This window comes from Clostridium minihomine (assembly GCF_900240385.1).
Taxonomy (GTDB): domain Bacteria; phylum Bacillota; class Clostridia; order Oscillospirales; family Acutalibacteraceae; genus Faecalispora; species Faecalispora minihomine.
Genome location: NZ_OEQH01000004.1, coordinates 208,093 through 233,263, shown reverse-complemented (window position 1 = coordinate 233,263; position 25,171 = coordinate 208,093). Strand labels below are relative to the sequence as shown.

The 25,171-nt window shown below is 48.3% G+C and carries 25 protein-coding genes; 18 read left to right on the top strand and 7 right to left on the bottom strand.

Features of this window, described 5'->3' with window-relative positions:
- Window positions 1-4 precede the first annotated feature (4 nt).
- Window positions 5-286 (bottom strand): hypothetical protein, encoded by a 282-nt coding sequence (locus tag C1A02_RS10820; protein WP_101698233.1) that lies wholly within the window; start codon window positions 284-286, stop codon window positions 5-7.
- Window positions 287-559: 273 nt separating this feature from the next.
- Between C1A02_RS10820 and C1A02_RS10815 the strand changes: the two genes are divergently transcribed.
- Window positions 560-823: a helix-turn-helix domain-containing protein gene (locus C1A02_RS10815; protein WP_442338930.1), complete on the top strand. Its 264-nt coding sequence runs from the start codon at window positions 560-562 to the stop codon at window positions 821-823.
- 1,016 nt (window positions 824-1,839) lie between these two features.
- Here the strand turns inward: C1A02_RS10815 and C1A02_RS10810 are convergent.
- Window positions 1,840-2,709 carry a DUF4261 domain-containing protein gene (locus C1A02_RS10810; RefSeq protein WP_101698231.1) on the bottom strand — a complete coding sequence of 290 codons (870 nt, stop codon included), beginning with the start codon at window positions 2,707-2,709 and terminating at the stop codon, window positions 1,840-1,842.
- Window positions 2,710-3,025: 316 nt separating this feature from the next.
- Entirely contained in the window at window positions 3,026-3,667 is a 642-nt protein-coding gene (gene ytaF, locus C1A02_RS10805) for a sporulation membrane protein YtaF (RefSeq protein ID WP_101698230.1), read from the bottom strand.
- 316 nt (window positions 3,668-3,983) lie between these two features.
- Between ytaF and C1A02_RS10800 the strand changes: the two genes are divergently transcribed.
- Complete coding sequence (locus C1A02_RS10800) at window positions 3,984-4,676, top strand: DUF1232 domain-containing protein (protein ID WP_101698229.1); 693 nt, start codon at window positions 3,984-3,986, stop codon at window positions 4,674-4,676.
- A 94-nt stretch (window positions 4,677-4,770) separates the two neighbouring features.
- Here the strand turns inward: C1A02_RS10800 and C1A02_RS10795 are convergent, their stop codons facing one another.
- Window positions 4,771-5,274, bottom strand: coding sequence for a flavin reductase family protein (locus tag C1A02_RS10795; protein WP_101698228.1), 504 nt, complete (start codon window positions 5,272-5,274; stop codon window positions 4,771-4,773).
- Between the two features lie 309 nt (window positions 5,275-5,583).
- Between C1A02_RS10795 and C1A02_RS10790 the strand changes: the two genes are divergently transcribed.
- The 8 genes from C1A02_RS10790 (at window position 5,584) to C1A02_RS10755 (ending at window position 15,370) form a co-directional block, all read left to right on the top strand.
- Window positions 5,584-6,804 carry an argininosuccinate synthase gene (locus C1A02_RS10790; RefSeq protein WP_101698227.1) on the top strand — a complete coding sequence of 407 codons (1,221 nt, stop codon included), beginning with the start codon at window positions 5,584-5,586 and terminating at the stop codon, window positions 6,802-6,804.
- Window positions 6,805-7,039: 235 nt separating this feature from the next.
- The gene (gene argH, locus C1A02_RS10785; protein WP_101698226.1) at window positions 7,040-8,416 is read left to right on the top strand and encodes an argininosuccinate lyase; all 1,377 of its coding nucleotides are present in this window, start codon (window positions 7,040-7,042) and stop codon (window positions 8,414-8,416) included.
- Between the two features lie 58 nt (window positions 8,417-8,474).
- Window positions 8,475-9,509: an N-acetyl-gamma-glutamyl-phosphate reductase gene (gene argC / locus C1A02_RS10780; protein WP_101698225.1), complete on the top strand. Its 1,035-nt coding sequence runs from the start codon at window positions 8,475-8,477 to the stop codon at window positions 9,507-9,509.
- A gap of 24 nt (window positions 9,510-9,533) precedes the next feature.
- The gene (gene argJ / locus C1A02_RS10775) at window positions 9,534-10,748 is read left to right on the top strand and encodes a bifunctional glutamate N-acetyltransferase/amino-acid acetyltransferase ArgJ (RefSeq protein ID WP_101698224.1); all 1,215 of its coding nucleotides are present in this window, start codon (window positions 9,534-9,536) and stop codon (window positions 10,746-10,748) included.
- A gap of 169 nt (window positions 10,749-10,917) precedes the next feature.
- Window positions 10,918-11,775: an acetylglutamate kinase gene (gene argB / locus C1A02_RS10770; protein ID WP_101698223.1), complete on the top strand. Its 858-nt coding sequence runs from the start codon at window positions 10,918-10,920 to the stop codon at window positions 11,773-11,775.
- Window positions 11,776-11,789: 14 nt separating this feature from the next.
- Window positions 11,790-12,974 (top strand): aspartate aminotransferase family protein, encoded by a 1,185-nt coding sequence (locus tag C1A02_RS10765; protein ID WP_101698222.1) that lies wholly within the window; start codon window positions 11,790-11,792, stop codon window positions 12,972-12,974.
- Window positions 12,971-13,873, top strand: a complete 903-nt coding sequence (argF, locus tag C1A02_RS10760; protein ID WP_101698221.1) for an ornithine carbamoyltransferase — start codon at window positions 12,971-12,973, stop codon at window positions 13,871-13,873. Before C1A02_RS10765 ends, argF begins: the two co-directional genes overlap by 4 nt.
- Before the next feature lie 486 nt (window positions 13,874-14,359).
- The gene (locus C1A02_RS10755; protein WP_101698220.1) at window positions 14,360-15,370 is read left to right on the top strand and encodes a DUF4349 domain-containing protein; all 1,011 of its coding nucleotides are present in this window, start codon (window positions 14,360-14,362) and stop codon (window positions 15,368-15,370) included.
- A gap of 6 nt (window positions 15,371-15,376) precedes the next feature.
- Here C1A02_RS10755 and ypeB read toward each other — a convergent pair whose 3' ends face one another.
- Window positions 15,377-16,714, bottom strand: coding sequence for a germination protein YpeB (gene ypeB, locus C1A02_RS10750; RefSeq protein ID WP_101698219.1), 1,338 nt, complete (start codon window positions 16,712-16,714; stop codon window positions 15,377-15,379).
- Window positions 16,715-17,054: 340 nt separating this feature from the next.
- Here ypeB and C1A02_RS10745 point away from each other — a divergent pair, with 340 nt between their 5' ends.
- From C1A02_RS10745 to bioA, 3 genes are read left to right on the top strand one after another with little or no spacing between them, the layout of a single operon-like run.
- Window positions 17,055-17,624: a biotin transporter BioY gene (locus tag C1A02_RS10745; protein ID WP_101698334.1), complete on the top strand. Its 570-nt coding sequence runs from the start codon at window positions 17,055-17,057 to the stop codon at window positions 17,622-17,624.
- 6 nt (window positions 17,625-17,630) lie between these two features.
- Window positions 17,631-18,356, top strand: coding sequence for a dethiobiotin synthase (gene bioD, locus C1A02_RS10740; protein WP_243577990.1), 726 nt, complete (start codon window positions 17,631-17,633; stop codon window positions 18,354-18,356).
- A 13-nt stretch (window positions 18,357-18,369) separates the two neighbouring features.
- Window positions 18,370-19,719, top strand: a complete 1,350-nt coding sequence (gene bioA, locus C1A02_RS10735; RefSeq protein WP_101698218.1) for an adenosylmethionine--8-amino-7-oxononanoate transaminase — start codon at window positions 18,370-18,372, stop codon at window positions 19,717-19,719.
- Here bioA and C1A02_RS10730 read toward each other — a convergent pair.
- A complete protein-coding gene (locus C1A02_RS10730; RefSeq protein ID WP_101698217.1) occupies window positions 19,707-20,177 on the bottom strand; it encodes a hypothetical protein in 471 nt (156 codons plus the stop codon). The two genes, bioA and C1A02_RS10730, sit on opposite strands and share 13 nt — an antisense overlap.
- Window positions 20,131-20,535, bottom strand: coding sequence for a hypothetical protein (locus C1A02_RS10725; protein WP_101698216.1), 405 nt, complete (start codon window positions 20,533-20,535; stop codon window positions 20,131-20,133). The genes C1A02_RS10730 and C1A02_RS10725 overlap by 47 nt, the downstream gene beginning before the upstream one ends.
- 137 nt (window positions 20,536-20,672) lie before the next feature.
- Between C1A02_RS10725 and ruvC the strand changes: the two genes are divergently transcribed.
- The 5 genes from ruvC (at window position 20,673) to C1A02_RS10700 (ending at window position 25,168) form a co-directional block, all read left to right on the top strand.
- Window positions 20,673-21,182 (top strand): crossover junction endodeoxyribonuclease RuvC, encoded by a 510-nt coding sequence (ruvC, locus tag C1A02_RS10720; RefSeq protein ID WP_101698215.1) that lies wholly within the window; start codon window positions 20,673-20,675, stop codon window positions 21,180-21,182.
- On the top strand, window positions 21,183-21,782 hold the full coding sequence (gene ruvA / locus C1A02_RS10715) for a Holliday junction branch migration protein RuvA (protein ID WP_101698214.1): 600 nt from the start codon (window positions 21,183-21,185) through the stop codon (window positions 21,780-21,782).
- 3 nt (window positions 21,783-21,785) lie between these two features.
- Window positions 21,786-22,844: a Holliday junction branch migration DNA helicase RuvB gene (gene ruvB, locus C1A02_RS10710; RefSeq protein WP_101698213.1), complete on the top strand. Its 1,059-nt coding sequence runs from the start codon at window positions 21,786-21,788 to the stop codon at window positions 22,842-22,844.
- Window positions 22,845-22,924: 80 nt separating this feature from the next.
- Window positions 22,925-24,277, top strand: coding sequence for a phosphoglucosamine mutase (gene glmM / locus C1A02_RS10705; protein ID WP_101698212.1), 1,353 nt, complete (start codon window positions 22,925-22,927; stop codon window positions 24,275-24,277).
- A gap of 12 nt (window positions 24,278-24,289) precedes the next feature.
- Window positions 24,290-25,168, top strand: coding sequence for a class I SAM-dependent methyltransferase (locus tag C1A02_RS10700; protein ID WP_101698211.1), 879 nt, complete (start codon window positions 24,290-24,292; stop codon window positions 25,166-25,168).
- The last annotated feature ends 3 nt before the right edge of the window (window positions 25,169-25,171 follow it).

The following is a 25,171-nucleotide window of genomic DNA, read 5'->3' as shown; positions in this document are numbered from 1 at the left end:
AGGCTTATTTCACAGGCAGGCTTTGCAGAAGAAATAATTCAAAAAGGGAAGAAAGCAAAAGGTTATTCGTAGTTAGTTCCAGCTTTTGTCCGCTGCCCGGCAGGCGCAAAGCCTGTAAAATCGCTATTTTGCGCTTTTGGCAGGGCTGAACCCGAAGCCAGTATTGGCTTTCGTTGACGGTCATAGAAATGGTATGGCTGGCGTCTAAGGGGCTGGAATGAGCGGTTTGTAAAAGGAACTGCATCACGGTTTCGTATTGGTCGGCGCGAAGTTGACGAACTACCATGTTTATTCTTTCCTTTCGTTTTCGTATTTCATAAGCATTAAGAATAGCGTGTTTGAAAAGAAAAGCCAGGAATTTTGCCCGAATAGAATCTGATTATCGAAAAAATTCCTGTTACGACAAATTTTTTATCTTTTTAGGCTATTTTGATTTAGAAAATAATCTGTATGATACAAAACAACAAATAGTTAATTTTACAATATATATTACTAATTGTAATCAATAATTTCACCCCATTGTTGAGTGATAATATTATTTTATGCGAAAACCGCATAAATGTCAATGTGCATTCTCCGCATAATTTACTATATCGTTGGGGTGATAAATATGTACCGACGAATTAGGAATTTGAGGGAAGATAAGGATATTACTCAACAAAAACTTGCTACTATGTTGAATATCAATCAGACGACATATTCCCGATATGAAAATGGAAATCTGGATATCCCCAGTGTGGTTCTGATTAAATTGGCTCAATTTCATGAAACAAGTGTAGATTATTTACTCGGACTTACAGACTGCAAAGAGCCTTATCATTGAATTTTTATTATGGTATTTTAGGTTTATATTCTTAAGCACAATATTCTTCTAATTTTCACATTGCCCCTCATGCCGGGGCGGGCACTTCCTTTCGTGGAAAGACGAAAGGAAGCAAAGGCTTTCCGGGGGAGAGTTTCGATCCTCTCCCCCTGGACCCCCTCTCAACGACACAAAGGACACCTTTGGAATCCGTAAAACAATAAGACATAAGTTATGTGGAATCGCGCCAAAGGCTCCACGCCGCTAAAGCGGCGCGTCACCCGAAAAGTGGCGCTTCGTTGACCGAGCGTAAGGGTTCCCTTTTTGGCAGTTGAGTGTGGTTATTTCTGTTCGTTTCTTCCTTAAATAAACTCTTTCTTTAGTTTACTATAGTTTCGTAGTTTGATGGGACCAGTATGGGTTCACTTGCAGAATAAATATTGATTTTTCCGAAAGGAATTGCACAAAGTTTTCGACGGCACCGCCGTGCGGTAGCGCGCCGCCGGAAGCGAGTGCGCCACCCACGATCAAGCGGCGCCTTACACCAAACTTCTGTCTTCCACTGATTTTTAACGGATTCCAAAGGCAGAGCCTTGGCAAGTCTTTGCCTACTTTCTTCTTGAAAGAAAGTAGGGGCCCGCCCCGGTCTGAGGGGCAAGGTAGAGGGAAGAAGAATCTTTTTCTAAAAAACAACAAAGGAAAAATCTAATAAGAAAAACCTCTTTCTGACAGGAAAAGAGCAGAGCAGCCGTACCTTTGGATATGACGGCCGTGGTGATCGTCCGGCTGTAATGGTATTCCCCGGTGACGAAAAATGGTGGAAAGACGAGTGACAGGCCAAAGGATTCGGATCGCAGTCGTGGAATCGCAGCATAGGAGAAATAAGAACGCACAGAAATGGATTAGCTCTGTCTTGACAGAAAAGGCAAAGGGGCAATATCATTTCTTATTTTCAGTATATAACAAAAGATAGGCGACACGAAAACCCGTGTCGCCTATCTTTATACCATTCACCATCAGCTGAAAAAGTTTTTTATTTATCGATTTCCACCTGCATATTTTCCTGCATTGATATCCAGCACCATGCGCACAGGCGTGGCAAGGGCGTCTTCTCTCTGGCAGAGCCATTTTTCGCCGTCAATTCCTTCTACCGTGTTGCCGTCCTCTATAATATCGCCGCTTCGGTACAGATAGGCAGCCAAATTATATAAAAAGCCCACAACATGATTTGGTTCCAGATCTTTGCAATGGCACTGCAAATCCGGCAGCCCAATCGGAGTAAGCCCCAGTGTATCAAAAAGCATCTCGCCTGTCTGGGCGATATTGAAAAAGCGCACATTCACTCCTCCATCCAGAAAGTGAAGCTCTTTTGAACTCCATTGTGAATTTTGAAAAGCTTCTCGCGTAACAAGCCGCTGACTGTGTGGCCAGTAGATGCCGATGCAGTCCGGGAATAAATCCAAAATCAGGTCTGCGTAATCCGCAATAATTTGAAACCCTTCTGTAATGGGAAGATTGGCCGCAAGCATGTTGCTGGCCATAATGGAATAGTTGCAGCGGGACAAGAACTCCGCCTTGTCGGGGATGTTCCAAAATTGGGCGGTTATCTGCTCGTTCCACAGATCCTGATCAAATTCATCCGGCCCGTATAGAATTAGTTGGGTAGGAACCCATTGATCCTCTTTTTGATAGTATGCTGGGTGATCCTCCAATAAAAATCCGGTCAAATCAGATGGTTCGCTGGGCATTTTCGGGTTCTCTGCCAACGGAGTTATTTTTCCGAATTTTTTGGAAAGCGCATCGCAAAAGATGTCCAAAGGCGGAATTTTTGCAGGGGATTCAAATAGCGGGATAAAGAAATACACTGAGTGCCATTTTTCAACAAATGAGTCACCGTTTTTAATCATAAAGGTGGGTTCCTTCCTTTTGCGTATTTTGAATTTTTAAAATTCCAGAGGATCTTAGTGTGTCAACCAAATAATGGAAATAAGGTAATATAGATCTATATTACCATAGGAATACAAGTCTCTCCACTAAAATGTGAAACGAAAGCCTCCGGCCATCGGCTGGAGGCTTTTTGAGAGATAAAATAATTTCTTTTGCAAAACTTCTACCATTTATCCTGCAAACATTTCGTGATGCCATTGATCCTCCAGTGTGGGATCAATAAATCCGGATGGATTAAATGTTGGCGGTCAATCAACGCCGGGCGGAAGGGTTTCTTTATAATCTGGAAAATGCCAGGCCCATCAGTACAACCCCGCTGAGCCAAGAGATATTAAAGGGCATTTTTTGTGCAGCCTTGTTGCCCAGAAAATATCCCAACACAAGAAAAGCGGCGTTCGTGATAAACGACCACAGAAAAACTGCCCATATGTTTACACTTGCTAGGCCTGCCCCCAAGCCGACGCCGATTCCGTCCAGAGAAAGGGAAAGGGCCAGCAAAACGGCTTCGGTAGATGAAATACTATTGGAATTGTCCAAATCGGCTTTTTCCGGAGCGGCATATAAGCTTAAAATAAATTTGAAATGAAAAAAAGAGCCGGTGATTTCTTTTTTGATATTGCTGTATTTATCGATGATAGACTTGGTGATGCTGTCCAGCAGCTTGATGAGGCCAATGGCAAACAAGATGATAAATGAAATGGATACGGTCAGCCGATCCGGCAGATAAGATTTTACCATAGAGCCTGCAAATAAAGCGATGCCAAGACTGCCGCTGCAAATTACACTGATAATCAACACCGATAAAAACGGTGTTTTTATTTTTTGGCTTCCGTAAGCAAACCCGGCTGTAAATGCATCCAGAGAAAGCACGGAAGCCAGAAGAGCTGCCTCAATCAATAAAGAAAATGCAAGTGACATGAAAAAACCTTCCTATTCCTCATTAAGATTTGCATACGCTGTAAAATGGGAGCGCACATACCTTATTTTATTTCAAACAAAGCAATCCTGTTACAACAATCGGGAACGGTTGCTTGTTTTTCGCAACACTGTTGCGTTTTCTGCGACAATGGAATGTGGGGTGAATATACTTGTGGTAAGGGGGCTTTGATGTAGATTCGCTGCCAAGATAAGCCGGTTTATCACCAAAAGTGAAGAAAATTGATTCGCAGTGGGAATACAATAAAAAATCCGTCTGTCAGCGAACGTTCAGAAAAAAGAATAGGAGGGGGAATCCATGTCAAATCAAAAGCAGGGCAAGGCTTTGGGTGCGGCAGACACACCGCCCCAAAACGATCTCCCTGCTCTGGGGGAATTTTTGAGGCAGAGAATGGCAGAGCAAGATTGCTCGATGAGGCAGCTCAGCCGGGAAAGCGGGGTATGTACCGCCAGCATATCCCGAATTATCAACGGAAAACAGCCGGCTCAGATTTATCATTTGCAAGCGTTTTCCACGGCGCTGGGGATCCCTATGGAGCAATTGCTGCTGGCTGGCGGAGCCATTGGAACACAGCCGATGAATGAGAATGTGTCTTTTATCTTAGACACCATCCAAAGTATCCTGTTTCACTTTGATATCAATATTTATACAGTAGTAGACGAAGTGGAACAGCAACTGAAAAAATATGAGGGATATGCAAAAACAGAAGAGGGAAAAGAAATGATCATCAGCCAATTCCACCGAAAAGTAAAATCCATCAATGGAACGGGTTATATGGTGGATTATTTACATGAGTTTTATCGGTTGTTTCTGGGGGAAACGGCCGGTGTGCAGGAAAAGGCTGTTTTAGGGAGCGTGCTGCTGTATTTCATTCTGTCTGCCGATATTATTCCGGACTATGCGTTTCCGCTTGGTTTTTTAGACGATACGATTGCCATTAACCTTGCCTTAAAACGCTTGCCGCATTTATTTGCTCAAAACAGCCCCTAGGCCGCACCTGACCCAAATTACGCAAAAAAGGGAATGGGACAATTTTGTCCCATTCCCTTTTTGATATTTCTGTGAAGTAACGCACTGCTCCCAATTATTTTTGTTGCAGCACTTCTACAATTTCTCCCACAAACAGTTCATGGTAATCTTTTTCCGGATACCATTTTTCATCCAGTGAGGGATCGATAAAGCCGGCGGGGTCAAGCGGCTGCTTGTGCAGCTTTTTGCAGATTAGTACCAGCTTTGCTTCTTTAAAATAAGGTGCTTTTGCATCAAAAGCCGGGGTCAGCCCGGTTTCTTTTGCCTTGTCGACATCCCGGCCGGAATTTGCACCGCAATAGGCCAGCGTTTTTTTGTGTTCTTCTCCAAAGAAATTTAGGGCATAATATTCCTGGCTGTCCACAAATTCCAGCGTATACCGCTGCGGGCGAATGTATGCATGGGATACATTTTTGCCCCAGAATACACCCAATCCGCCCCAACTGGCAGTCATCATGTTATATTTTTGTTCGGTTCCTGCGCTTATTAGCATCCATTCCTTACCGATTAGGGTAAACGGATTCAGAGTCAAGTCTTCCGGCCTGATTTTTTCTAACATATTCCTTTTTCCACCTTTCAAAAGCCCGGTTTTCCTCCCTATTTGATCCCTTGGTGGAAAACACACCGCATTTTTGTTTTATGATACCTACCTTAGTAAAAAATTGCAAGCAGATTTTGCGGAAACCCCTGAATCAAGCGAATTATTCATTCTATCTTAAAGCGTGCCTATTTTCATTAAAATCTTTGTTTGGAATAGATAAGTTGAATAATTATGCAATTTGGGGTTGATTTTTTGAATATTAAGCGTATAATTAAACATGTAGATTTGGTTCAGAAATAAGATTTAACGGAAAAAGGAGTGCTGATTATGGCAAAGCAAATCAAAAAAATTGTGCTGGCGTATTCCGGCGGCTTAGATACATCGGTTATCATCCCCTGGCTGAAAGAAAATTACGAGGGATGTGAAATCATCGCTGTTGCCGCAGATGTGGGTCAAGGTGACGGGGAACTTTCTGGTCTGGAAGAAAAAGCACAAAAAAGCGGTGCTGCAAAACTGTACATTGCGGATCTGAAAAAAACTTTTGTCGAAGATTACATTTGGCCCACCCTGAAAGCGGGTGCGGTCTATGAAAATAAATATTTGCTGGGCACTTCTTTTGCCCGCCCCATCATTGCAAAACGGCTGGTGGAAATTGCCCAGGCGGAGGGTGCGGATGCCATCTGCCACGGCTGCACCGGCAAGGGCAACGATCAGGTTCGCTTTGAGCTGACCATCAAGGCGTTGGCACCCGAAATGACCGTGATTGCCCCTTGGAGAACCTGGGACATCAAATCAAGAGAAGAAGAAATCGAGTACGCAGAGTCCCATAACATTCCGCTTAGCTTTACCAAAGAGACCAGCTACTCCAAAGATAAAAACCTGTGGCATTTGTCCCACGAAGGTTTGGATCTGGAAGATCCGGCCAACGAACCGAAATACAATACCCCCGGATTTTTGGAGTTGGGCGTATCCCCCCAACAGGCGCCTGACGAGCCCACTTATATTACCCTTTCGTTTGAGCAGGGTATTCCGGTAAAACTAGACGGCGAAGCGTTGGACGGCATCGCTTTGATTCAAAAGCTCAATGAGTTGGGCGGCAAAAACGGCATTGGTATTGTAGATTTAGTGGAAAACCGTTTGGTGGGTATGAAGTCCAGGGGCGTTTATGAAACCCCCGGCGGTGCGATTTTGTATCACGCACACAACAAGCTGGAAGAACTTTGCCTTGACCGGGACACCTATCACTATAAACAAGGTGTGGGACTCAAATTTGCCGAGATGGTATACTACGGCCAGTGGTTTACCCCCCTGCGTCAGGCGCTTTCCGCTTTTGTGGACAGCACCCAGCAGTATGTGACCGGCGATGTAAAGCTGAAGCTCTATAAGGGCAACATCATAGATGCCGGCGTAACTTCTCCTTATTCCTTGTATGACGATGAGATTGCCACATTCAGCGAAGATCAGGTATACAATCAGGCGGATGCCACCGGATTTATCAATCTGTTCGGCCTGCCGATGAAAGTTCTGGCACAGAAAAGAAAAGGATAATCCTGCCGGTTTGGCAAGGAATTGGGCGGGAGGCGGACGAATTTTGTTCGCCCCCGTCTGTTTTTCCCCGGAAAATCACCCCTCACTTATTTGCGGCAAAAAAGTGGTTGGGGTGCCGCAGATAATCACATGGTTTGAACCAAGTGATGTTTCCGGTTTGCAGAGTCATTTGAAATGTTTAGATTTGAATTGTTTAAGGATGTAAAGCACGATAAAAGTAACGGAGGAATAGATAGTGAAGCTTTGGGCTGGACGGTTCCAAAAGGAAGTAGACGCAAAAACCAACGATTTTAACTCCTCAATCTCTTTCGACAGCCGGATGGCAAAAGAGGATATTGAGGGAAGCATCGCCCACGCAACCATGCTGGGTGCTTGTGGGATTATTGACAAAAAAGAGGCCGAAACCATCTGCGACGGTCTTCAAAAGATATGGGAAGAGATCCAAAGCGGCGCTTTGGCCATTGATCCCAATGCAGAAGATATTCACACCTTTGTGGAAGGTGAATTGACAGCCCGGGTGGGCGATGCGGGCAAACGGCTGCACACCGCCCGCAGCCGGAACGATCAGGTGGCGCTGGATCTGCGCTGTTACCTAAAAAAGGAATGTGTTACTTTGCAGGAACAGCTCAGAACGCTGATTGAGGTTTTGTGCCAAAAGGCGAAAAAACACAGTGGTGATGTCATGCCCGGCTATACCCATTTGCAGCGGGCACAGCCCATCACCTTCGGCCATCACCTTTTGGCGTATGCAGAGATGTTTTTGCGGGATGTGGAGCGCATCGGCGACGCAGCAAAGCGCATGGATGTGCTCCCCCTTGGTTCCGGTGCTCTGGCAGGCACCACCTATCCGCTGGACAGGGAACTAACTGCCCGGCTTTTGGGCTTTTCGGCAGTGAGCCAGAACAGTCTGGACGCGGTGGCCGACCGAGATTTCTGCGTTGAGCTGGCGGCAGCCGTTTCGCTTTCGATGGTTCATCTTTCTCGCTTTTCCGAGGAAATTATTTTGTGGTGCTCTTGGGAATTTAAGTTCGTGGAACTGGATGATGCCTTTTCCACCGGGTCCAGCATTATGCCCCAAAAGAAAAACCCGGACATTGCAGAGTTGGTTCGTGGTAAATCGGGGCGGGTGTTCGGTGATTTGATGGCGCTTCTCTCGATGCTCAAAGGCTTGCCTTTGGCCTATAACAAGGATATGCAGGAGGATAAGGAAGCTATTTTTGATGCAGTGGATACTTTAAAGCTTTGCTTGACCCCCTTTATTCCGATGATCGAAACCATGCGGGTATTGCCTGAAAATATGCGGGCGGCGGCGGCCAAGGGTTTCATTAATGCCACAGACTGCGCCGACTATTTGGTGGGCAAAGGGCTGCCTTTCCGGGATGCTTATAAAATTACGGGCGCTTTGGTGGCTCAGTGCATTGCTCAGGGCGAAACGCTGGAAAGCTTGCCCCTTTTGGAATATCAAAACGCCTGCCCCTCTTTTGACGAGGGCGTCTATCAGGCAATTTCACTGGAAGCCTGTGTGGCGGGGCGCAAAGTAATAGGCGCACCTGCACCAGAAAATGTGCAGGCACAGGCCAATCGGATTTTAGAGCTATTAAAAAATAAATAAAAGGGTAAGTGTGCCGGTTTGGGCAGGAAGCGGCAAAAACAATAAGGAGGAATGTGTCATGATACAGGCAGGGGTCATCGGTGCCACAGGTTACGCAGGGGCAGAGCTGGTTCGCTTGCTGCTGGCGCACCCCGGGGTGCAGATTTCAGCCATCAGTTCTGTCAGCTTTACCGGTCAGGCGCTCAGTGAGGTTTATCCGGCTTATTTGGGACGGTGCGATTTGACCTGTACCGATCAGGAAGAGGTCATCGAGAAAAGCGATGTGATATTTGCGGCACTTCCTCATGGGTTGTCGCAGGAACTGGCTCAAAGTTGTCAGGAGAAGGGCAAGGTCTTTATTGATCTGGGGGCGGATTTTCGCCTGGAGGACGAAGAGGTTTATGCCCGGTGGTATGGCGGGGGATTTTTAAGCAAAGAACTGCACAGTCAGGCGGCCTATGGCTTGCCGGAACTGTTTCGGGATCAAATTCGGGGCAAAAAGCTGGTGGCAAACCCCGGTTGTTATACCACGGCAGTGCCGCTGGCACTGGCCCCGGCAATTAAGGGTTCGCTGATGAAACTCAACGGTGTGATAGCCGACTGCAAATCCGGCGTCACGGGTTCCGGCAGAAAGCCCACGCAGGACACTCACTTTGCCGATGTAAACGAGGGATTTACCGCCTATAAGGTGGCAAATCATCGGCACACGCCGGAAATGGAACAAACATTGGCCCATTTGGCGGGCCAAAAGATTCCAATCACTTTTGTGCCGTATATTCTTCCGGTAAACCGGGGGATTCTGGCGACCTGTTATGCGGATTTAAAACCGGGCGTAACGGAACACCAGCTGCGGGAAGCATATCAGGCAATGTATGAAAACGAACCTTTTGTGCGCCTGCTGCCCAAAGGGGCTTGCGCAGATATTAAAAATGTAAGGTATTCCAATTTCTGTGACATATCGCTGCATGTGGATTCCCAAAACGGGAAGCTGATTGCCATATCTGCCATTGACAATATGGTTAAGGGAGCGGCGGGGCAGGCCGTTCAGAATATGAATCTGGTATTTGGATTAGAAGAGACCGACGGGCTGATGATGATGCCGCCGGCGTTTTAGGGCAGACAGTGAGGGGGAATATCGATGGCATTGGAATGGATCGAAGGCGGAGTAACCGCTGCAAAAGGTTTTTTGGCCGCAGGTGTTTACTGTGGGATTCGAAAAAACAAAACAAAAAGTGACTTGGCAATGATTTTCAGTGAAACACCCTGTGCGGCGGCAGCGGCATATACCCAAAATCTGGTGAAAGGTGCCCCGATTCAGGTGACAAAACAGAACATTTCTGACGGGGTGGCTCAGGCCATGATTTGCAACAGCGGCAATGCCAACACCTGCAATGCCGACGGGGAAGAAAAAGCCATGCAAATGTGCCAAATAGCCGGTCAGGCATTGGGGATTCCGGCGGAAAACGTCATCGTTGCCTCCACGGGCGTCATTGGGCAGACGCTGCCCATTGAGCCAATTCAATCTGGTATGCCCCATCTGGTCAAACAGCTTTCGCACACGGGATCTGATGCGGCGGCCGAAGCGATTATGACCACTGATTTGGCCAAAAAACAGGTTGCTTTGAAAGTAACCGGTAACGGCGTGGAATTTGTCATCGGCGGAATTGCCAAGGGATCCGGCATGATTCACCCCAACATGGCCACCATGCTGGGCTTTCTGACCACCGATGCGAAGATTTCTCCGCAGGATTTATCCCGCGCCTTGGCTTTGGCAGTGCAGGATACCTTTAACATGGTCAGTGTGGACGGAGATACCTCCACCAATGATATGGTGGCGATTCTTGCCTCTGGCAAAGAAGAAAAAGGCGAGATTTCCGCAGAAGGATTTTCCCTGTTTGTGGAGGGTCTGAAAGAAGTTTGCACCGCTTTGGCGCGAATGATTGCAAAGGACGGCGAGGGAGCCACCAAACTGCTGGTCTGTCATGTAAACGGAGCGAAGGATGACCCAAGTGCCCGAATAGTTGCCAAAAGCGTTATCTGCTCCAGCTTGGTCAAAACAGCCATGTTTGGTGCAGATGCCAACTGGGGGCGCGTGCTGTGTGCCATTGGATATGCGCCGGTGACTACCGACATCCACCGGGTGGATTTGGATTTTTCTTCTTCGGCAGGCTTGCTGTCTGTTTGCCGGAATGGCGCAGGTATTCCGTTTGATGAAGATTTGGCGAAAAAGATTCTCAGCGAACAGGAAATTAATATCAACGTTACCTTACATGACGGTGAGGCTTGTGCCACAGCTTATGGATGTGACTTGACGTATGATTATGTCAAAATAAACGGAGATTACCGTACCTAATGGAAATCGATTTATGTTGAAAAAAGCGGGCTACATCTGCGAAAAAATGTTTGGAACACATGGATATTCCTGCATGTTTTTCTGGTTTTACTCCGCTTTATCTTAAAATATCCGACATTTTTAACTTTGCAGACACGACTCAGGCAAACGGTGAGAAGGAAGTGAATCCATGAAAATTTCCAACAGTGACAGAGCCCAGGTGCTGGTGCAGGCTTTGCCTTATATCCAGACCCATAAGGGGAAGACCGTGGTGGTTAAATACGGCGGAAACGCCATGATTAACGAAGATTTGAAAGCAGCGGTGATGAGCGACATCGTTTTGATGCAGCTGGTGGGTATCCATGTGGTGCTGGTGCACGGCGGTGGGCCGGAAATCAGCTCTATGCTGAAAAAGATCGGCAAAGAGAGCCGTTTTGTGCAGGGGATGCGTTACACCGATGCGGAAACCGTAGATGTTGTGCAGATGGTTTTGGCCGGCAAAGTCAATAAAGCTCTGGTGCAGTTTCTGGCGCGTCAGGGTGGCCGTGCCATTGGTTTGTGTGGGCTGGACGGCGGAATGCTGACGGTGGATAAGATGCAGTCTGAAGAGGATTTGGAATTTGTGGGTCAAATCACTTCTGTCAATCCGTCGGTGATTACCGATGTGACCCGAGCCGGGTATGTGCCGGTGATTGCCACCGTTGGGGCCGGGGAAGACGGCACGGTTTATAACATCAACGCAGATGTGGCTGCGTCCCGCATCGCGGCGGAGCTGGGAGCTGAAAAGCTGATTTTAATGACAGATATTCGGGGTCTTTTGCGGGATAAAGACAACGAGGATACTTTAATTTCTCAGGTAAACGTCAGCGATGTCATTCGACTGAAAAATGAGGGGATCATCGGCGGCGGAATGATTCCGAAAATTGATTGCTGCGTGGAAGCGGTGCGGCGTGGGGTTCCCCGGGCACATATTATCGATGGCCGCACGCCCCATTCCATTTTAATCGAGCTGTTTTCTGACGAGGGAATCGGCACTATGTTTTATTGACGGGAGGGAACAAAATGCAGTTTGAACAGGTGAAACAGCAGGAACAGGAAGTTTTGATGCCTACTTACAATCGCTATCCGGTGGCCATTGAGAGCGGTGCCGGTGCTGTGGCTATTGATACCGAGGGAAAAGCATACATCGATTTCGGCAGTGGAATCGGCGTTAATTCGCTGGGATATTGTGACCCGGAATGGGTGCGCGCTGTGGCAGAGCAGGCAGCCACTTTGCAGCATATCTCAAACCTATATTACAGTCCCGTGACGGTAAGGTTGGGTCAAAAACTGTGTGAGGCCAGTGGGTTTTCGAAAGCATTCTTTGCGAATTCCGGTGCAGAGGCGAACGAAGGAGCCATAAAATTGGCTAGAAAATACAGCAGCGATAAATACGGCGAAGGCCGGGGCGGGATTGTCACGCTGGTGCAGTCTTTTCATGGGCGCACAATCACTACGCTGACTGCCACCGGGCAGGAAAAGCATCATCAGCATTTTGCTCCTTTTACCGGCGGGTTTTCCTATGCCAAAGCCAATGATATGGAAAGCGTAAAAGCGGCGGCAGATTCTACCGTGTGTGCCATCCTAATAGAAATGATTCAGGGGGAGGGCGGCGTTCTTCCGCTGGAAAAAGAGTTTGTAACACAGCTGGCGGAATTCTGCAAGGAGAAGGATATTCTTCTTTTGATAGATGAAGTGCAGACCGGCATTGCCCGAACGGGAAGCTTTTTCTGCTATGAGCAGTTTGGTGTTTCGCCCGATGTGGTAACCTGCGCCAAAGGCCTTGGCGGCGGACTGCCCATCGGCGCGGTGCTTTGCACCGAGCGGCTTTCGGGTGTTCTGGGGGCCGGGCATCACGGCACCACCTTCGGCGGCAATCCGGTTTGCGCCGCCGGCGCTTTGGCAGTGCTTGACCGGGTGACGCAGCCCGGGTTTTTAGAAGAGGTTTTGAAAAAGGGAGAGTATTTAAAGAACAAACTGGCGCAGATACCCCAAATCGGCGGGGTGCGCGGCATGGGAATGATGCTGGGCGCATCGCTTCAAAAAGGGGAAGCCGCCGCTGTGGCAAAGGCCTGTGTGAAAAACGGCCTGCTAATCCTGACCGCCCACGATGTTCTGCGGCTTTTGCCCCCGCTTACCATCTCTTACGAAGAAATGGAGAAAGGCATGGAAATTCTGCAAATGACCTTAGAGGAGGAATTGAAATGAAGCATCTACTCAAAATGCTGGATTTGTCCGCCGAAGAAATTACCGATATTCTCAATACGGCGGATCAATTGAAATATGAGAAAAAACACAATATCCCTCACCCGCGCCTTGCGGGAAAGACTTTGGGCATGATTTTCCAAAAAGCGTCCACTCGTACTCGGGTTTCTTTTGAAGCCGGTATGTATCAGTTGGGCGGATCGGCGCTGTTTCTGTCATCCAATGATTTACAGATTGGCCGGGGGGAACCGGTGCAGGATACCGCCCGGGTACTGTCCCGCTATTTGGATGGCATTATGATTCGCACCTATGCCCAGTCAGAAGTGGAGGACTTGGCCCAATACGGTTCGATTCCGGTAATTAACGGTCTGACGGATTTTGCCCATCCCTGCCAGGTGCTGGCGGATCTGATGACCATTCGGGAAGCAAAGGGGAAACTGGATGGCCTAAAGATGTGTTTTATCGGGGATGGCAATAATATGCTGAATTCTTTGGCAGTGGGCGGTCTGAAAATGGGGATGAAAGTGTCGGCCGCATGCCCCAAGGGGTATGAGCCGGATTCACAGATTTTGGAGTTTGCCAAAGGAAACCCGGATTTTGTCCTGACCGATCAGCCAAAGGAAGCAATTGCCGATGCCGACGTGGTAATTACCGACGTTTGGTCTTCTATGGGGATGGAAGAAGAAAGCGAAAAGCGGAAAAAGGATTTTACAGGCTTTCAGATCAACAGCGAAAATCTAAAGCTGGCCGCCGCCGATGCGATGGTTTTGCATTGCTTGCCGGCTCACCGTGAGGAGGAAATCACCGCGGAGGTATTTGAGGCTCATGCCGACGAAATTTTTGAAGAGGCAGAAAACCGCCTGCATGCCCAGAAAGCGGTGTTGGTAAAACTTTTGGGGTAAGGGAAATTCGTTCAGTGGTGCAAAATTTTTCCACAGTTTTTGTAAATCAATTTGCATGAAAAAATGCGGTTTTGATCCGGAACAATGGAACTGAAAATTTAAGATAAATGAACACAAAGCGCCGAAAGGGATTTTCCCTCTCGGCGCTTTGTGGAAGAATGGATATTGTGCCCTTGTAGCGCAGCAAAACAAAAGCTTAATAAAGCGGTGATTTCAGATAAAGTCAGGCAGAGCTTTTATTAATCTCAATTGTTTTTCTTTTCCTTTTTCTGGTTACTGGATTGTCACTTTACACCAAAACCTTAGGGCTGGTATAATGACCTCAAATCTTTTACTGCCAGAATAAGGCAATACGGTTTAGATTGCCGTTAAGAAAGATTGTGTTCTACGACATTCCGGCACCGGGGCATGATTGGGTGTCCGGTGAGTAAGTGCAGGGTTCGTGCTTTATTTCCCTTTTGTTTTGTCAGAAAGGAGTCGATTTTCATGAGCAAACATAGAAAACGCAGCTTGGCTGCCGCGGCGATTACCGCAGCGACTGTATTCTCTGTGCTGCTGGGGGCCTGTTCTTCTCAGGTGACTGGCGGCGGGGCAGCAATTGCCGCTCCGGAAACAATGGATTCTGCCATGGTTCAAACCATAGCGGACCAAAACGCAGCCTCTTTATCCAGTGGTACTGCAAATACAGCAGAGGCGGGAGAACTGAGAAAATCTTTGTCTGATCAAAAGATCATCGAACGACTGGCCTATCAAATCGAAACTCTGGAATTTGAAAAATCCATTCAAACCCTGCAGGAACTGACGGAACAGCTGGGCGGCTATATTCAGGATTCCGGAATAGATGGGGATGGCGTGCTGCGAAAGAATGAAAATCGAGCTGCCAGCTATACCCTTCGGATTCCACAGGAAAAGCTAAAGCTGTGGAAAGAAAAGGCAGAAACCATTGGGGCTGTTTTGAATGTTTCTACCAGCAGCGAAAATGTTACGGAATCTTATTACGACACAGAAGCACGGCTGAAAAGCCTTCGTGCCCAGCAGGAACGCCTGTTGGCACTGATGGAAAAAGCGGATAAAATGGCAGATATTGTTGAGCTGGAAAAGGCTTTGGCTGACGTGGTGTATCAGATAGAACAGCTGACGGGCACTTTACGTCAATATGATTCTTTGATTCATTACAGCACGGTAACGGTGCAGCTTTATGAGGTAAACAAAGCAACGGTAATTGATAAAACACCCGTCACATTGGGGGAGAAAATTTCTTATCAGTTTCGGCAGTCCCTGCGGTGGCTGGGCGAAGCCGGACAGGGACTGCTGGTGATTGTTGTGGGTGGCCTGCCAATTCTTTTGCTGGCTGTTGTTATGATTGTAATTGTGTGGGTGCTTGCCAGAAGAAAAATCCGGCGCAGGCGTTCTGTGCCCGGAGCTGTGGAGCCAAAAGAGGTTCTTCCCATTGAAAAGGATCAAATTCCACCGGAGGATCCACTGAATCCGAACTAAGCGGTTTTATTGGGTCAATACTCCGTTGTCAGAGAAAAGAAGAATCAAAATATCTCGCTCAAAACCCTTGTTGGCATCAATATAAACCAAAACCTGCTCTTTCTTTTCATCTTTGCTTTCACACAAAAATTCATAAGTGGTCACTTCGTTTAAACCGGGGGTTGGTATGATTGCCAGCCTCCCTTCTTTTACCTGCAAATAAGGACTGACGCTTTGCTGAGCCTGCTGTTGTGTCAGTTTGACTGCGGGTGCGGCCCGGTTGGTGTGGTTCATTACAAATCCGGTGGCATCCAATTCCACCACTTCACCGTTGTCCAGAGCAACCGATACCTTGATAAGGTCGGGGTAATATACGGTTCCATCCACCGTATAAGCAAAGTTAATGGTGCATTTGCCGTCATTTATTACATAATAACTTTCTTTCATGTTGCCGAATCCGCGCGTATTTAAAAACTCTGTGGCCTTTTTCAGGGCGTCTTCATATTTGAGCTGATCGGCTCCGATTTCTCTGGGGTTCATCATGCGCACAGGAACCCCGCCGGCTTTGGTGATGGATACCCGGGTATCCCCATATAAAAAGTTAAAAGTGGGAAGTCCGCCCTCGTTGTCGGTGGTGTGGGTCAGCTTTGATTGATCCACGCCCAAAAATTGAGCGGCCAATATCTGGGCATTGCCTTGCGCAACGGCGTCTTTGCCTTCGATCATTTTGGGTGCCTGCTGGCCGATGTGATCCGAGAAGGGGCCATCATAAATCAGCTTGGGATAATCTTCAAAATCTTTGGCGACCGTTTCCAGTTTATCGCTGAATACCGGCTGTGAAGTGCGAAGACCTTTGATCACAGATTCGGTTTCTCCGATATTGATTTGCCCTTCCACTAACTCATCCTGAATTTCGGACAAGCCCTGACGCAGCCGGGTGGAATAATCACAAAGGCTTTGAATTTGCTGATATTCCTCTGGCGTAATCTTTTCCCCGGCGCTTATTTTATTGGACAATGCCGTGGAAAAGTCCCCTACCTGCGCCAGGAACTTGCTCATGTTTTCAAATTCGTCCCCTTTTAGCGGCAGGTTGGAAAGGGAAGCTTTGGCCCCGCTGGAATCTCGCATCAGCCGGGCAGCCACGCCATTTTGTTGAGTTGCGGTGTTGGTATATACCGCTTTGGTCAGGGTTGTTTCAATGCTGGAAACATAATCGCCCAAGTCACTCAGCGATCGGCGATAGCTGTATTCCAGATTAGTGCGGTATTTATTGGCTGTCCAGTATCCGCCGATTGTGGTGCCAACCAAAACCAATACCAGCACAGCGGCCAGACTGCCGATTTGAATTTTTCTTTTTCGGGTCATAATTTTTCCCTCCGTTTCATCCTATATTTTTGACGGGATATATGGAATTATTCGGATGTTTTTTCAGTCTGGTGATCCGAAAAGCAAGAAAGCGGCTGAGAAAAATGCAAACGAAACCATAAAAAGAAAAAAGATGGGAAACTGTTCTCTCTATTGTCAACTTAATTTTAAAAATTAAGTTGACAATAGAGTTTGATTTGCTATACTTATTTTTGCCGGCAGCTCAACCAAAGAATAATGTTTGGGCAATTTTCTAATGAAAGAAAGGAAAATTTTGATTCCAGTTTTCTGACCCTGATACCACAAAAGAACGGTTTGCTTGGGCAGAAATCTGGAACAGATGAAAAAAGGAGGATTGTATTTGAAAAACAGTAACATTCATCAAATGACCTTATGCACGCTGTTTGCAGCACTGATTGTTGTGGGGACTTTTATTCGGATTCCCGTTCCTATGGTTCCTTTTACGCTGCAATTTTTGTTTACGATGCTGGCGGGACTTCTTTTGGGAGGCCGTTTGGGAGCTGTCAGTGTGGGGGTTTACATAATTATGGGGCTTGTGGGCCTTCCCGTGTTTACCGAGGGAGGCGGAATCGGATATCTTCTGCGGCCCACTTTTGGATATTTGATTGGATTTGCCATTGCCGCCTATGTAACCGGGAAAATGGCCGAAAAAGAAGAAAACTCCTCTTACCGCCGATTGCTTGGCGCTAATTTTACCGGACTTGCCATTGTTTACGGATGCGGCATGGTCTATTTTTACCTGATCAGCCGTTTTTATTTAGAGAATCCGATCGGATTATGGCCGTTATTTTTATATTGTTTTCTTCTGGCGGTTCCCGGAGATATTTTACTTTGTGTACTGGCAGCGTTTTTGACCAAACGGCTTCGTCCTGTGCTGAAAGGAAGATAAAATGTGATGAAGAAAATAACAAACCATGTTGCAGAAAGCGGTGAAATGTTCCAAAACCAGCCCAAAAGCAAAGGGCTTTTTATTACCGCCACCGGAACCGATGTGGGGAAAACCTTTGCAACGGGGCTGATTGTGCAAAAGTTGCGGCAGGCCGGCTGCCGTGCGGGATATTATAAGGCGGCGCTAAGCGGTGCGCAAAGCATTGCGCAAAGTGATGCGGGGTATGTGAATCGCTTTGCAGACATCGGCCAGCCGGAAGAAACGCTGGTCAGCTATTGGTATCGAAACGCCGTTTCCCCCCATCTGGCCGCAAAGCTGGAGGGGAATCCTGTGGAGCTTTCTCAAATAGTGAAAGACTATCAGGCGGTTCAGGAACAGTATGAATATGTGACGGTGGAAGGCAGCGGGGGAATCGTCTGTCCCATTCGCTGGGATGACAAAGAACACCTTTTGCTGGAAGACATTATAAAAACGTTGAATTTGCCGACAGTTGTGGTGGCAGATGCCGGGTTGGGCGCCATCAATGGAACGGTGTTAACGGTGGAATATCTGCGCCGATGCAAAATTTCAATCAAAGGTGTGGTGCTCAATCGGTATACCGGGGGAAGATTGCAGGAAGACAATGTCCGAATGATAGAAGAAATCGGCAGGGTTCCTGTGATTGCCTGCATTCCGCCCGGGGAAAAGGAACTGCAAATGGATGTGCATCAGCTGAAAGCGTTGTATGAATGAAAGGAAATGAAATATGAATCCAGCAAAAACATTAGCAGAAAAAGATTTAGAATATATTTGGCATCCTTGTTCTCAAATGAAGGACTATGAAACTTTACCGCCCATTGTGATTGACCACGGCAAAGGAGTTTATCTGTATGGGGAAGACGGAAAGGAATACATCGATATTGTCAGTTCCTGGTGGTGCAATTTGTTGGGGCATTGCAACCCGGAAATCAATGCCGGAATCAAGGAACAGCTGGACAGGCTGGAACATGTAATCTTTGCAAACTTTACCCACGAAGGGGCAATTCGGCTCTGCGAACAGTTAACAGAAATGATCCCGAAGGGATTGACGAAATTTAACTTTTCAGATAATGGTTCGGCGGCGGTGGAATGTGCCCTGAAAATGGCGTTTCAATATCAATATCAAACAGGGCACCCGGAACGAACAAGGTTTTTGTGCTTGTCCGAAGGATACCACGGAGAAACGGTCGGTGCACTGTCTGTGGGAACGCTGGATCTATACGCCAAGCTATACCGCCCCATGCTGATAGATACAGTTCGGGTTCCGGCCCCCGACTGTTACCGGTGTGCTTATGGGGAATGTCGTGACAGCTGCCAGTGTCAATGTTTTGAACAAGCGGAAAAGGCTTTTGAGCAGTATGCAAAAGAAGCCTGTGCGATGATTGTGGAACCCCTTTTGCAGGGCAGTGCCGGAATGCGGATTTATCCGCCCCTTTATTTACAAAAACTGCGCCGTCTTTGCGATGAATACGGTGTTTTGCTGATAGCCGACGAAATTGCCACCGGATTTGGACGCACAGGGAAACTCTTTGCCTGTGATCATGCGGACATTTCGCCGGATATTCTGTGCTTGTCCAAGGGACTTACCGGCGGATATTTGCCCATGGCGATTACTGTCACCACAGACCGAATTTATCAGGCATTTTATGCTGATTACAATGAAGGCAAAGCCTTTCTGCACAGCCATACCTACAGCGGGAACCCGCTGGGATGCGCTGCCGCGCTGGCGGTGCAAAATATTTTTCGCCAACAGCCGATTTTAAAAAATGCGGAACAGCGTACCCGGTATTTAAACCGCCGCTTGTCAGAGGCATTGGAAGAGCACCCCAACGTAGGGGAAATCCGCCATATCGGTTTGATACACGCCATGGAACTGGTTCAGAATAAGCAGACAAAACAACCTTTTGACCCGAAAGAAAGAATGGGGTATCAGATTTATCAAAAGGCACTGGATGAGGGGCTTCTTCTGCGCCCATTGGGCAATGTTTTGTATTTTAATCCGCCGCTGGTGATTACCGAGGAAGAAATCGACAAAGCGGTGGATCGTTGTGTCACAGCGATAAATCAGGTGCTGTAATTTGAAATCTGCTGGTGTACTGCAAAGGAATCCGCAAAATGGGCTGCTGCGCACTGGGAAAGACTTTTCACAATTCTGGATCTATGGTATAATAACCCCACGCCATAAGCGGAAGCAAGGCTTCCGATGGCTGAGGGAACATTGGGCGCGGCAAAGAGTAAATTGCGCATATATTCCTTAGAAACAGTTTCGTGAAAACGGCGCCAAAATAACCCCACGCCATAAGCGGAAGCAAGGCTTCCGATGGCTGAGGGAACATTGGGCGTGGCAAAGAGTAAATTGCGCACGTATTCCTTAGAAACAGTTTCGTGAAAACGGCGCCAAAATAACCCCACGCCATAAGCGGAAGCAAGGCTTCCGATGGCTGAGGGAACATTGGGCGCGGCAAAGAGTAAATTGCGTATGTATTCCTTAGAAACAGTTTTGCGAAAACGGCGCCAAAATAACCCCACCGCCATAAGCGGAAGCAAGGCTTCCGATGGCTGAGGGAACATTGGGCGCGGCAAAGAGTAAACTGCGCATGTATTCCTTAGAAACAGTTTTGCGAAAACGGCGCCAAAATAACCCCACGCCATAAGCGGAAGCAAGGCTTCCGATGGCTGAGGGAACATTGGGCGCGGCAAAGAGTAAATTGCGTATGTATTCCTTAGAAACAGTTTTGCGAAAACGGCGCCAAAATAACCCCACGCCATAAGCGGAAGCAAGGCTTCCGATGGCTGAGGGAACATTGGGCGCGGCAAAGAGTAAATTGCGCATGTATTCCTTAGAAACAGTTTCGTGAAAACGGCGCCAAAATAACCCCACGTCGCAAGCCATAAGAAGCTTGCGGCTAATCAGGAACCTGTAAGGGATCCGGTTGATATTGATTGCTTATCCACAGCTTTGAAAAAGGCTGTGGATAGGGTTTTATCCTTTTATTAAATGAGAACACACAACGAAAACGGAGCGGTGAAATGGTAATATTGGGAATTGATCCGGGGTACGCCATCGTTGGATACGGTGTGGTCAGTGCAAGCGGCGGAAGATACCGCCCGATGGAATATGGAGCGGTTACCACCCGGGCGGAACAGGTCTTTGAAGACCGTCTGGTAAAAATCTATGACGGGATTTCTGCGGTTTTGGCCCACAGCAGGCCAGACGCAGTTTCCATAGAAAAATTATTTTTTCAAAACAATCAGAAAACCGCCATCGGCGTGGCGGAGGCCCGGGGCGTCATTTTACTGGCGGCTCGTAAGGCCGGAGTGCCGATTTATGAATATACACCGCTTCAGGTCAAAATGGCGGTGACAGGTTATGGGCAGGCCAAAAAGCCCCAAGTGATGGAAATGACAAGAAAACTGCTGTGTCTTACCGAGCTTCCAAAGCCGGACGACACTGCGGATGCTTTGGCCATGGCAATTTGTCACGGACAGGCGGCAGGCTCATCCCTGCGCCGGGTAATGCTGTCGGGAGGAATCAGATAAATGTTTTACAGTGTATCGGGCATCTTAATTCATGCAGAGCCATCTTTTGCGGTGGTGGAATGTTCCGGTGTGGGATTTAAATGCTTTACTTCTATGAATACCCAGCGGGCTTTGCCGCAGATTGGTGAAAAAGTACGGCTGTTTACGCATTTAAATGTCCGGGAGGATGCCCTGGATTTGTTTGGCTTTGTTACGATGACAGAACTGAATTGCTTTAAGATGCTGACTTCGGTCAGCGGTGTGGGTGCTCGGGTGGGCGTCTCTATTTTGTCCGAACTGACACCGGAACAGGTGGCTATGGCGGTGGCTGCCGGTGACAGCAAAGTGTTGTCCCGGGCCAGCGGCGTGGGGCCAAAATTGGCCCAGCGCATTGCGTTGGAACTAAAAGATAAAGTGAAAAAAATGGGTGTTGCCGTGGGCGGCGGCACTGCGGCACAAGTGAATTCTGCCGTGGGCAACGCGGCGGGCGCTGTCAGTGCTTTGGCGGTTTTGGGCTGGTCACCCACCGAGGCCGCACAGATTGTGGGGCGCTTTGACAGCTCTTTGTCTGTGGAGGAACTCATCCGGCTGTCCTTAAAATCAATGGGCGGGGGGAAATAAAAAGTGGATTTTTCCTTTGAAAATGATCTGGACTTCGAAAACCGTGTGGTAGCTCCCGATTACAATCCGGAAGATGCAGAGGTAGAAAATCCTTTGCGTCCCCGAACGCTGTCGGAATACATCGGCCAGCAGAAGGTCAAGGAAAATCTGGCGGTATTTATGGAAGCGGCAAAACAGCGGAAAGAAACGCTGGATCACGTTCTTCTGTATGGCCCGCCCGGCCTGGGAAAAACCACCTTAGCAGGAATTATCGCCAATGAAATGGGCGTGGGCCTGCGGATTACTTCTGGACCGGCCATTGAAAAGCCCGGTGATTTGGCTGCGATTTTAACCAATCTGAATCCGGGCGATGTTCTGTTTATCGATGAAATTCATCGGTTGTCCCGCAGTGTGGAAGAAATTTTGTACCCTGCTATGGAAGATTTCGCGTTGGATATTATCACCGGAAAAGGCCAGATGGCGGCCTCTTATCATCTGCCGCTGCCGCCTTTTACCTTGGTGGGCGCAACCACCCGCGCCGGGCAGCTTTCGGCGCCTTTGCGGGATCGCTTTGGTGTGGTGCTTCGTCTGGAAATGTATACGCCGGAGGAATTGGCGCAAATTGTTACCCGCAGTGCCGGAATTTTGGGAATTCCCATTGAACCGGACGGTTCGTTGGAACTGGCGTCGCGCTCTCGGGGAACACCCCGAATTGCCAACCGCCTGCTCAAGCGAGTGCGAGATTTCGCTCAAGTGATCAGCGATGGGGTCATCACGGCCGAATCCGCGCGTCAGGCGCTGGAGCGGCTGGAAGTGGACGAAAGCGGCTTGGATGCCAACGATCGCCGGATGCTGCACACCATGATCGACTTTTACCGGGGCGGCCCGGTAGGGCTGGAAACATTGGCCGCGGCGATCGGTGAAGAATCGATCACTTTAGAAGATGTGTATGAGCCGTATCTGATTCAGATTGGCTTTTTAAACCGCACGCCCCGGGGCAGATGCGTCACCCGTGCGGCTTATCTTCATTTGGGAATCACTCCGCCGGAAGATTTGGCAGGATCCCAGCAAAAATTCTTTTAATTTTAGAAATATAGAATTATAATAGAGGCAAAGATACAAAAAACATTCAAAAAATTTGATGGATAAATGGGAGAAACAATATGGGAAGATTGTTTGGAACCGATGGCGCCAGAGGCGTCGCGAATGCGGATTTGACCTGCGAACTGGCCATGAACATCGGCCGTGCGGCAGCCATGGTGCTGGGCAAAGGCGGAAAGCGACACCCGGTTATTTTAATTGGCAAAGATACGCGCATTTCTTCTGATATGCTGGAAAGTGCATTGGCGGCGGGCTTGTGCAGTATTGGCGCCAATGTGGTGCAGCTGGGCGTGGTTCCCACCCCGGCCGTGGCCTATCTGGTGAAAAAGTACGGTGCAGATGCGGGTGTGATGATTTCTGCATCCCATAATCCCTGTGAGTTTAACGGCATCAAGATTTTCAGCAGCACCGGCTACAAATTGCCCGATGCGCTGGAAGAACAAATTGAGGCGATTGTTTTGGATCACGAAGAAAAACCGGATTTCCCCACCGGGGGAGATGTGGGAAGCATCAGTGCTGCATCGGGGGCTCTTCGCGATTATATCGATCATGTGAAAAGCACGGTGCCCGAAAATGCTTTGGCCGGCCTGCGCATTGCGCTGGACTGCGCCAATGGGTCTTCTGCGGTGACTGCTAAGGATTTATTTACCGAACTGGGGGCCGAATGCCACATGCTGTCTGATTGCCCCAATGGGGTGAATATCAACGACAATTGCGGTTCCACCCATATGGAAACTTTGATGGAATATGTGAAAGCAAATGGGATGGATGCCGGTTTGGCCTTTGACGGCGATGCAGACCGTTGTTTGGCAGTGGATGAAAAAGGTCAGCTGGTGGACGGGGACTTTTTGATGGCCATTTGTGCTTTGGATTTAAAATCTCAAGGCCGTCTGTCGAAAAGTGCTGCGGTGGGCACTGTTATGACCAATATGGGTTTTATCCGCTTCTGTGAAGAAAACGGAATCAAATTCTGTGCCACCAAGGTTGGTGACCGCTATGTGCTGGAAGAAATGCTTCAAGAAGGCTATAATTTCGGCGGCGAGCAAAGCGGGCACATCATCTTTTTGGATCATTCCACTACCGGTGACGGCCAGATGACCGGCGTTCAGCTTTTGACTATTTTAAACCGCCGAAAAGCCCTGTTGTCCAGCCTTGCAACTTTAATGGCGCGCTATCCTCAGGTGATGGTGAACGTTACCGTCAGCCGGGAAGGAAAACTGCGCTTTTATACCGATGCCCAGGTGAACGAGGCGATAGAAAAAACAAAGGCAAAGCTGGGCGAAAAAGGTCGTGTAGTGGTGCGCCCCTCCGGTACAGAACCGCTTTTGCGTGTGATGATTGAAGGGGAAGATCATGATGAAATTGATGCGCTGGCCCACGCTCTTGCAGACGTGGTGCGTCAGCGGCTGGCATAACGGGGTGTTATTTTGAGAATTGCAAACTGGAAAGATTATGAACTTATTGACGCTTCTGATGGGGAGCGTCTGGAGCGGTGGGGCGATATCATTCTGATTCGCCCCGACCCGCAGATTATTTGGCAAACACCCCGGCAGAATCCTTTGTGGAAACAGGCCCACGCCCATTATCTGCGCTCGAATACCGGGGGCGGACGCTGGCAGGAACTGAAGCCGGTTCCCGAGATGTGGAAAATCCGGCAGGGGAATTTAACCTTTCAGCTAAAAACCATGGGCTTTAAGCATACGGGAATTTTCCCGGAACAGGCAGTCAACTGGGACTTTGTGCAAAAGAAAATTCGCCATGCCAACCGGCCGATTAAAGTGCTGAATTTATTTGGGTATACCGGTGCCGCCACTTTGGCCTGCGCCAGCGCCGGTGCAGAGGTGTGCCATGTGGATGCGTCCAAGGGAATGGTGGCTTGGGCCAAAGAAAATGCAGCGGCCTCTGGCCTTTCGGATAAACCTGTGCGCTGGCTAGTGGATGACTGCGTGAAGTTTGTTCAGCGGGAACAGCGGCGGGGCAATGTGTATGACGGCATCATTATGGATCCGCCCTCCTATGGAAGGGGGCCCGGCGGCGAGGTTTGGAAATTGGAAGAACAGCTGTATCCGCTGGTGCAGCTTTGTGTTCCCATTTTGTCGCAAAACCCGCTGTTTTTTGTGCTCAATTCTTACACCACGGGACTTTCCCCGTCGGTGATGGCGTATTTGTTGGCAACGCTACTCACATCCAGATTCGGCGGATCGGTTTCTGCGGATGAAATCGGACTTCCGGTCACCCAAAGCGGCCTTGCGCTGCCTTGTGGAAATACAGCGATTTGGCAGAGCGCCGAATCGGATATAATTTAGGAG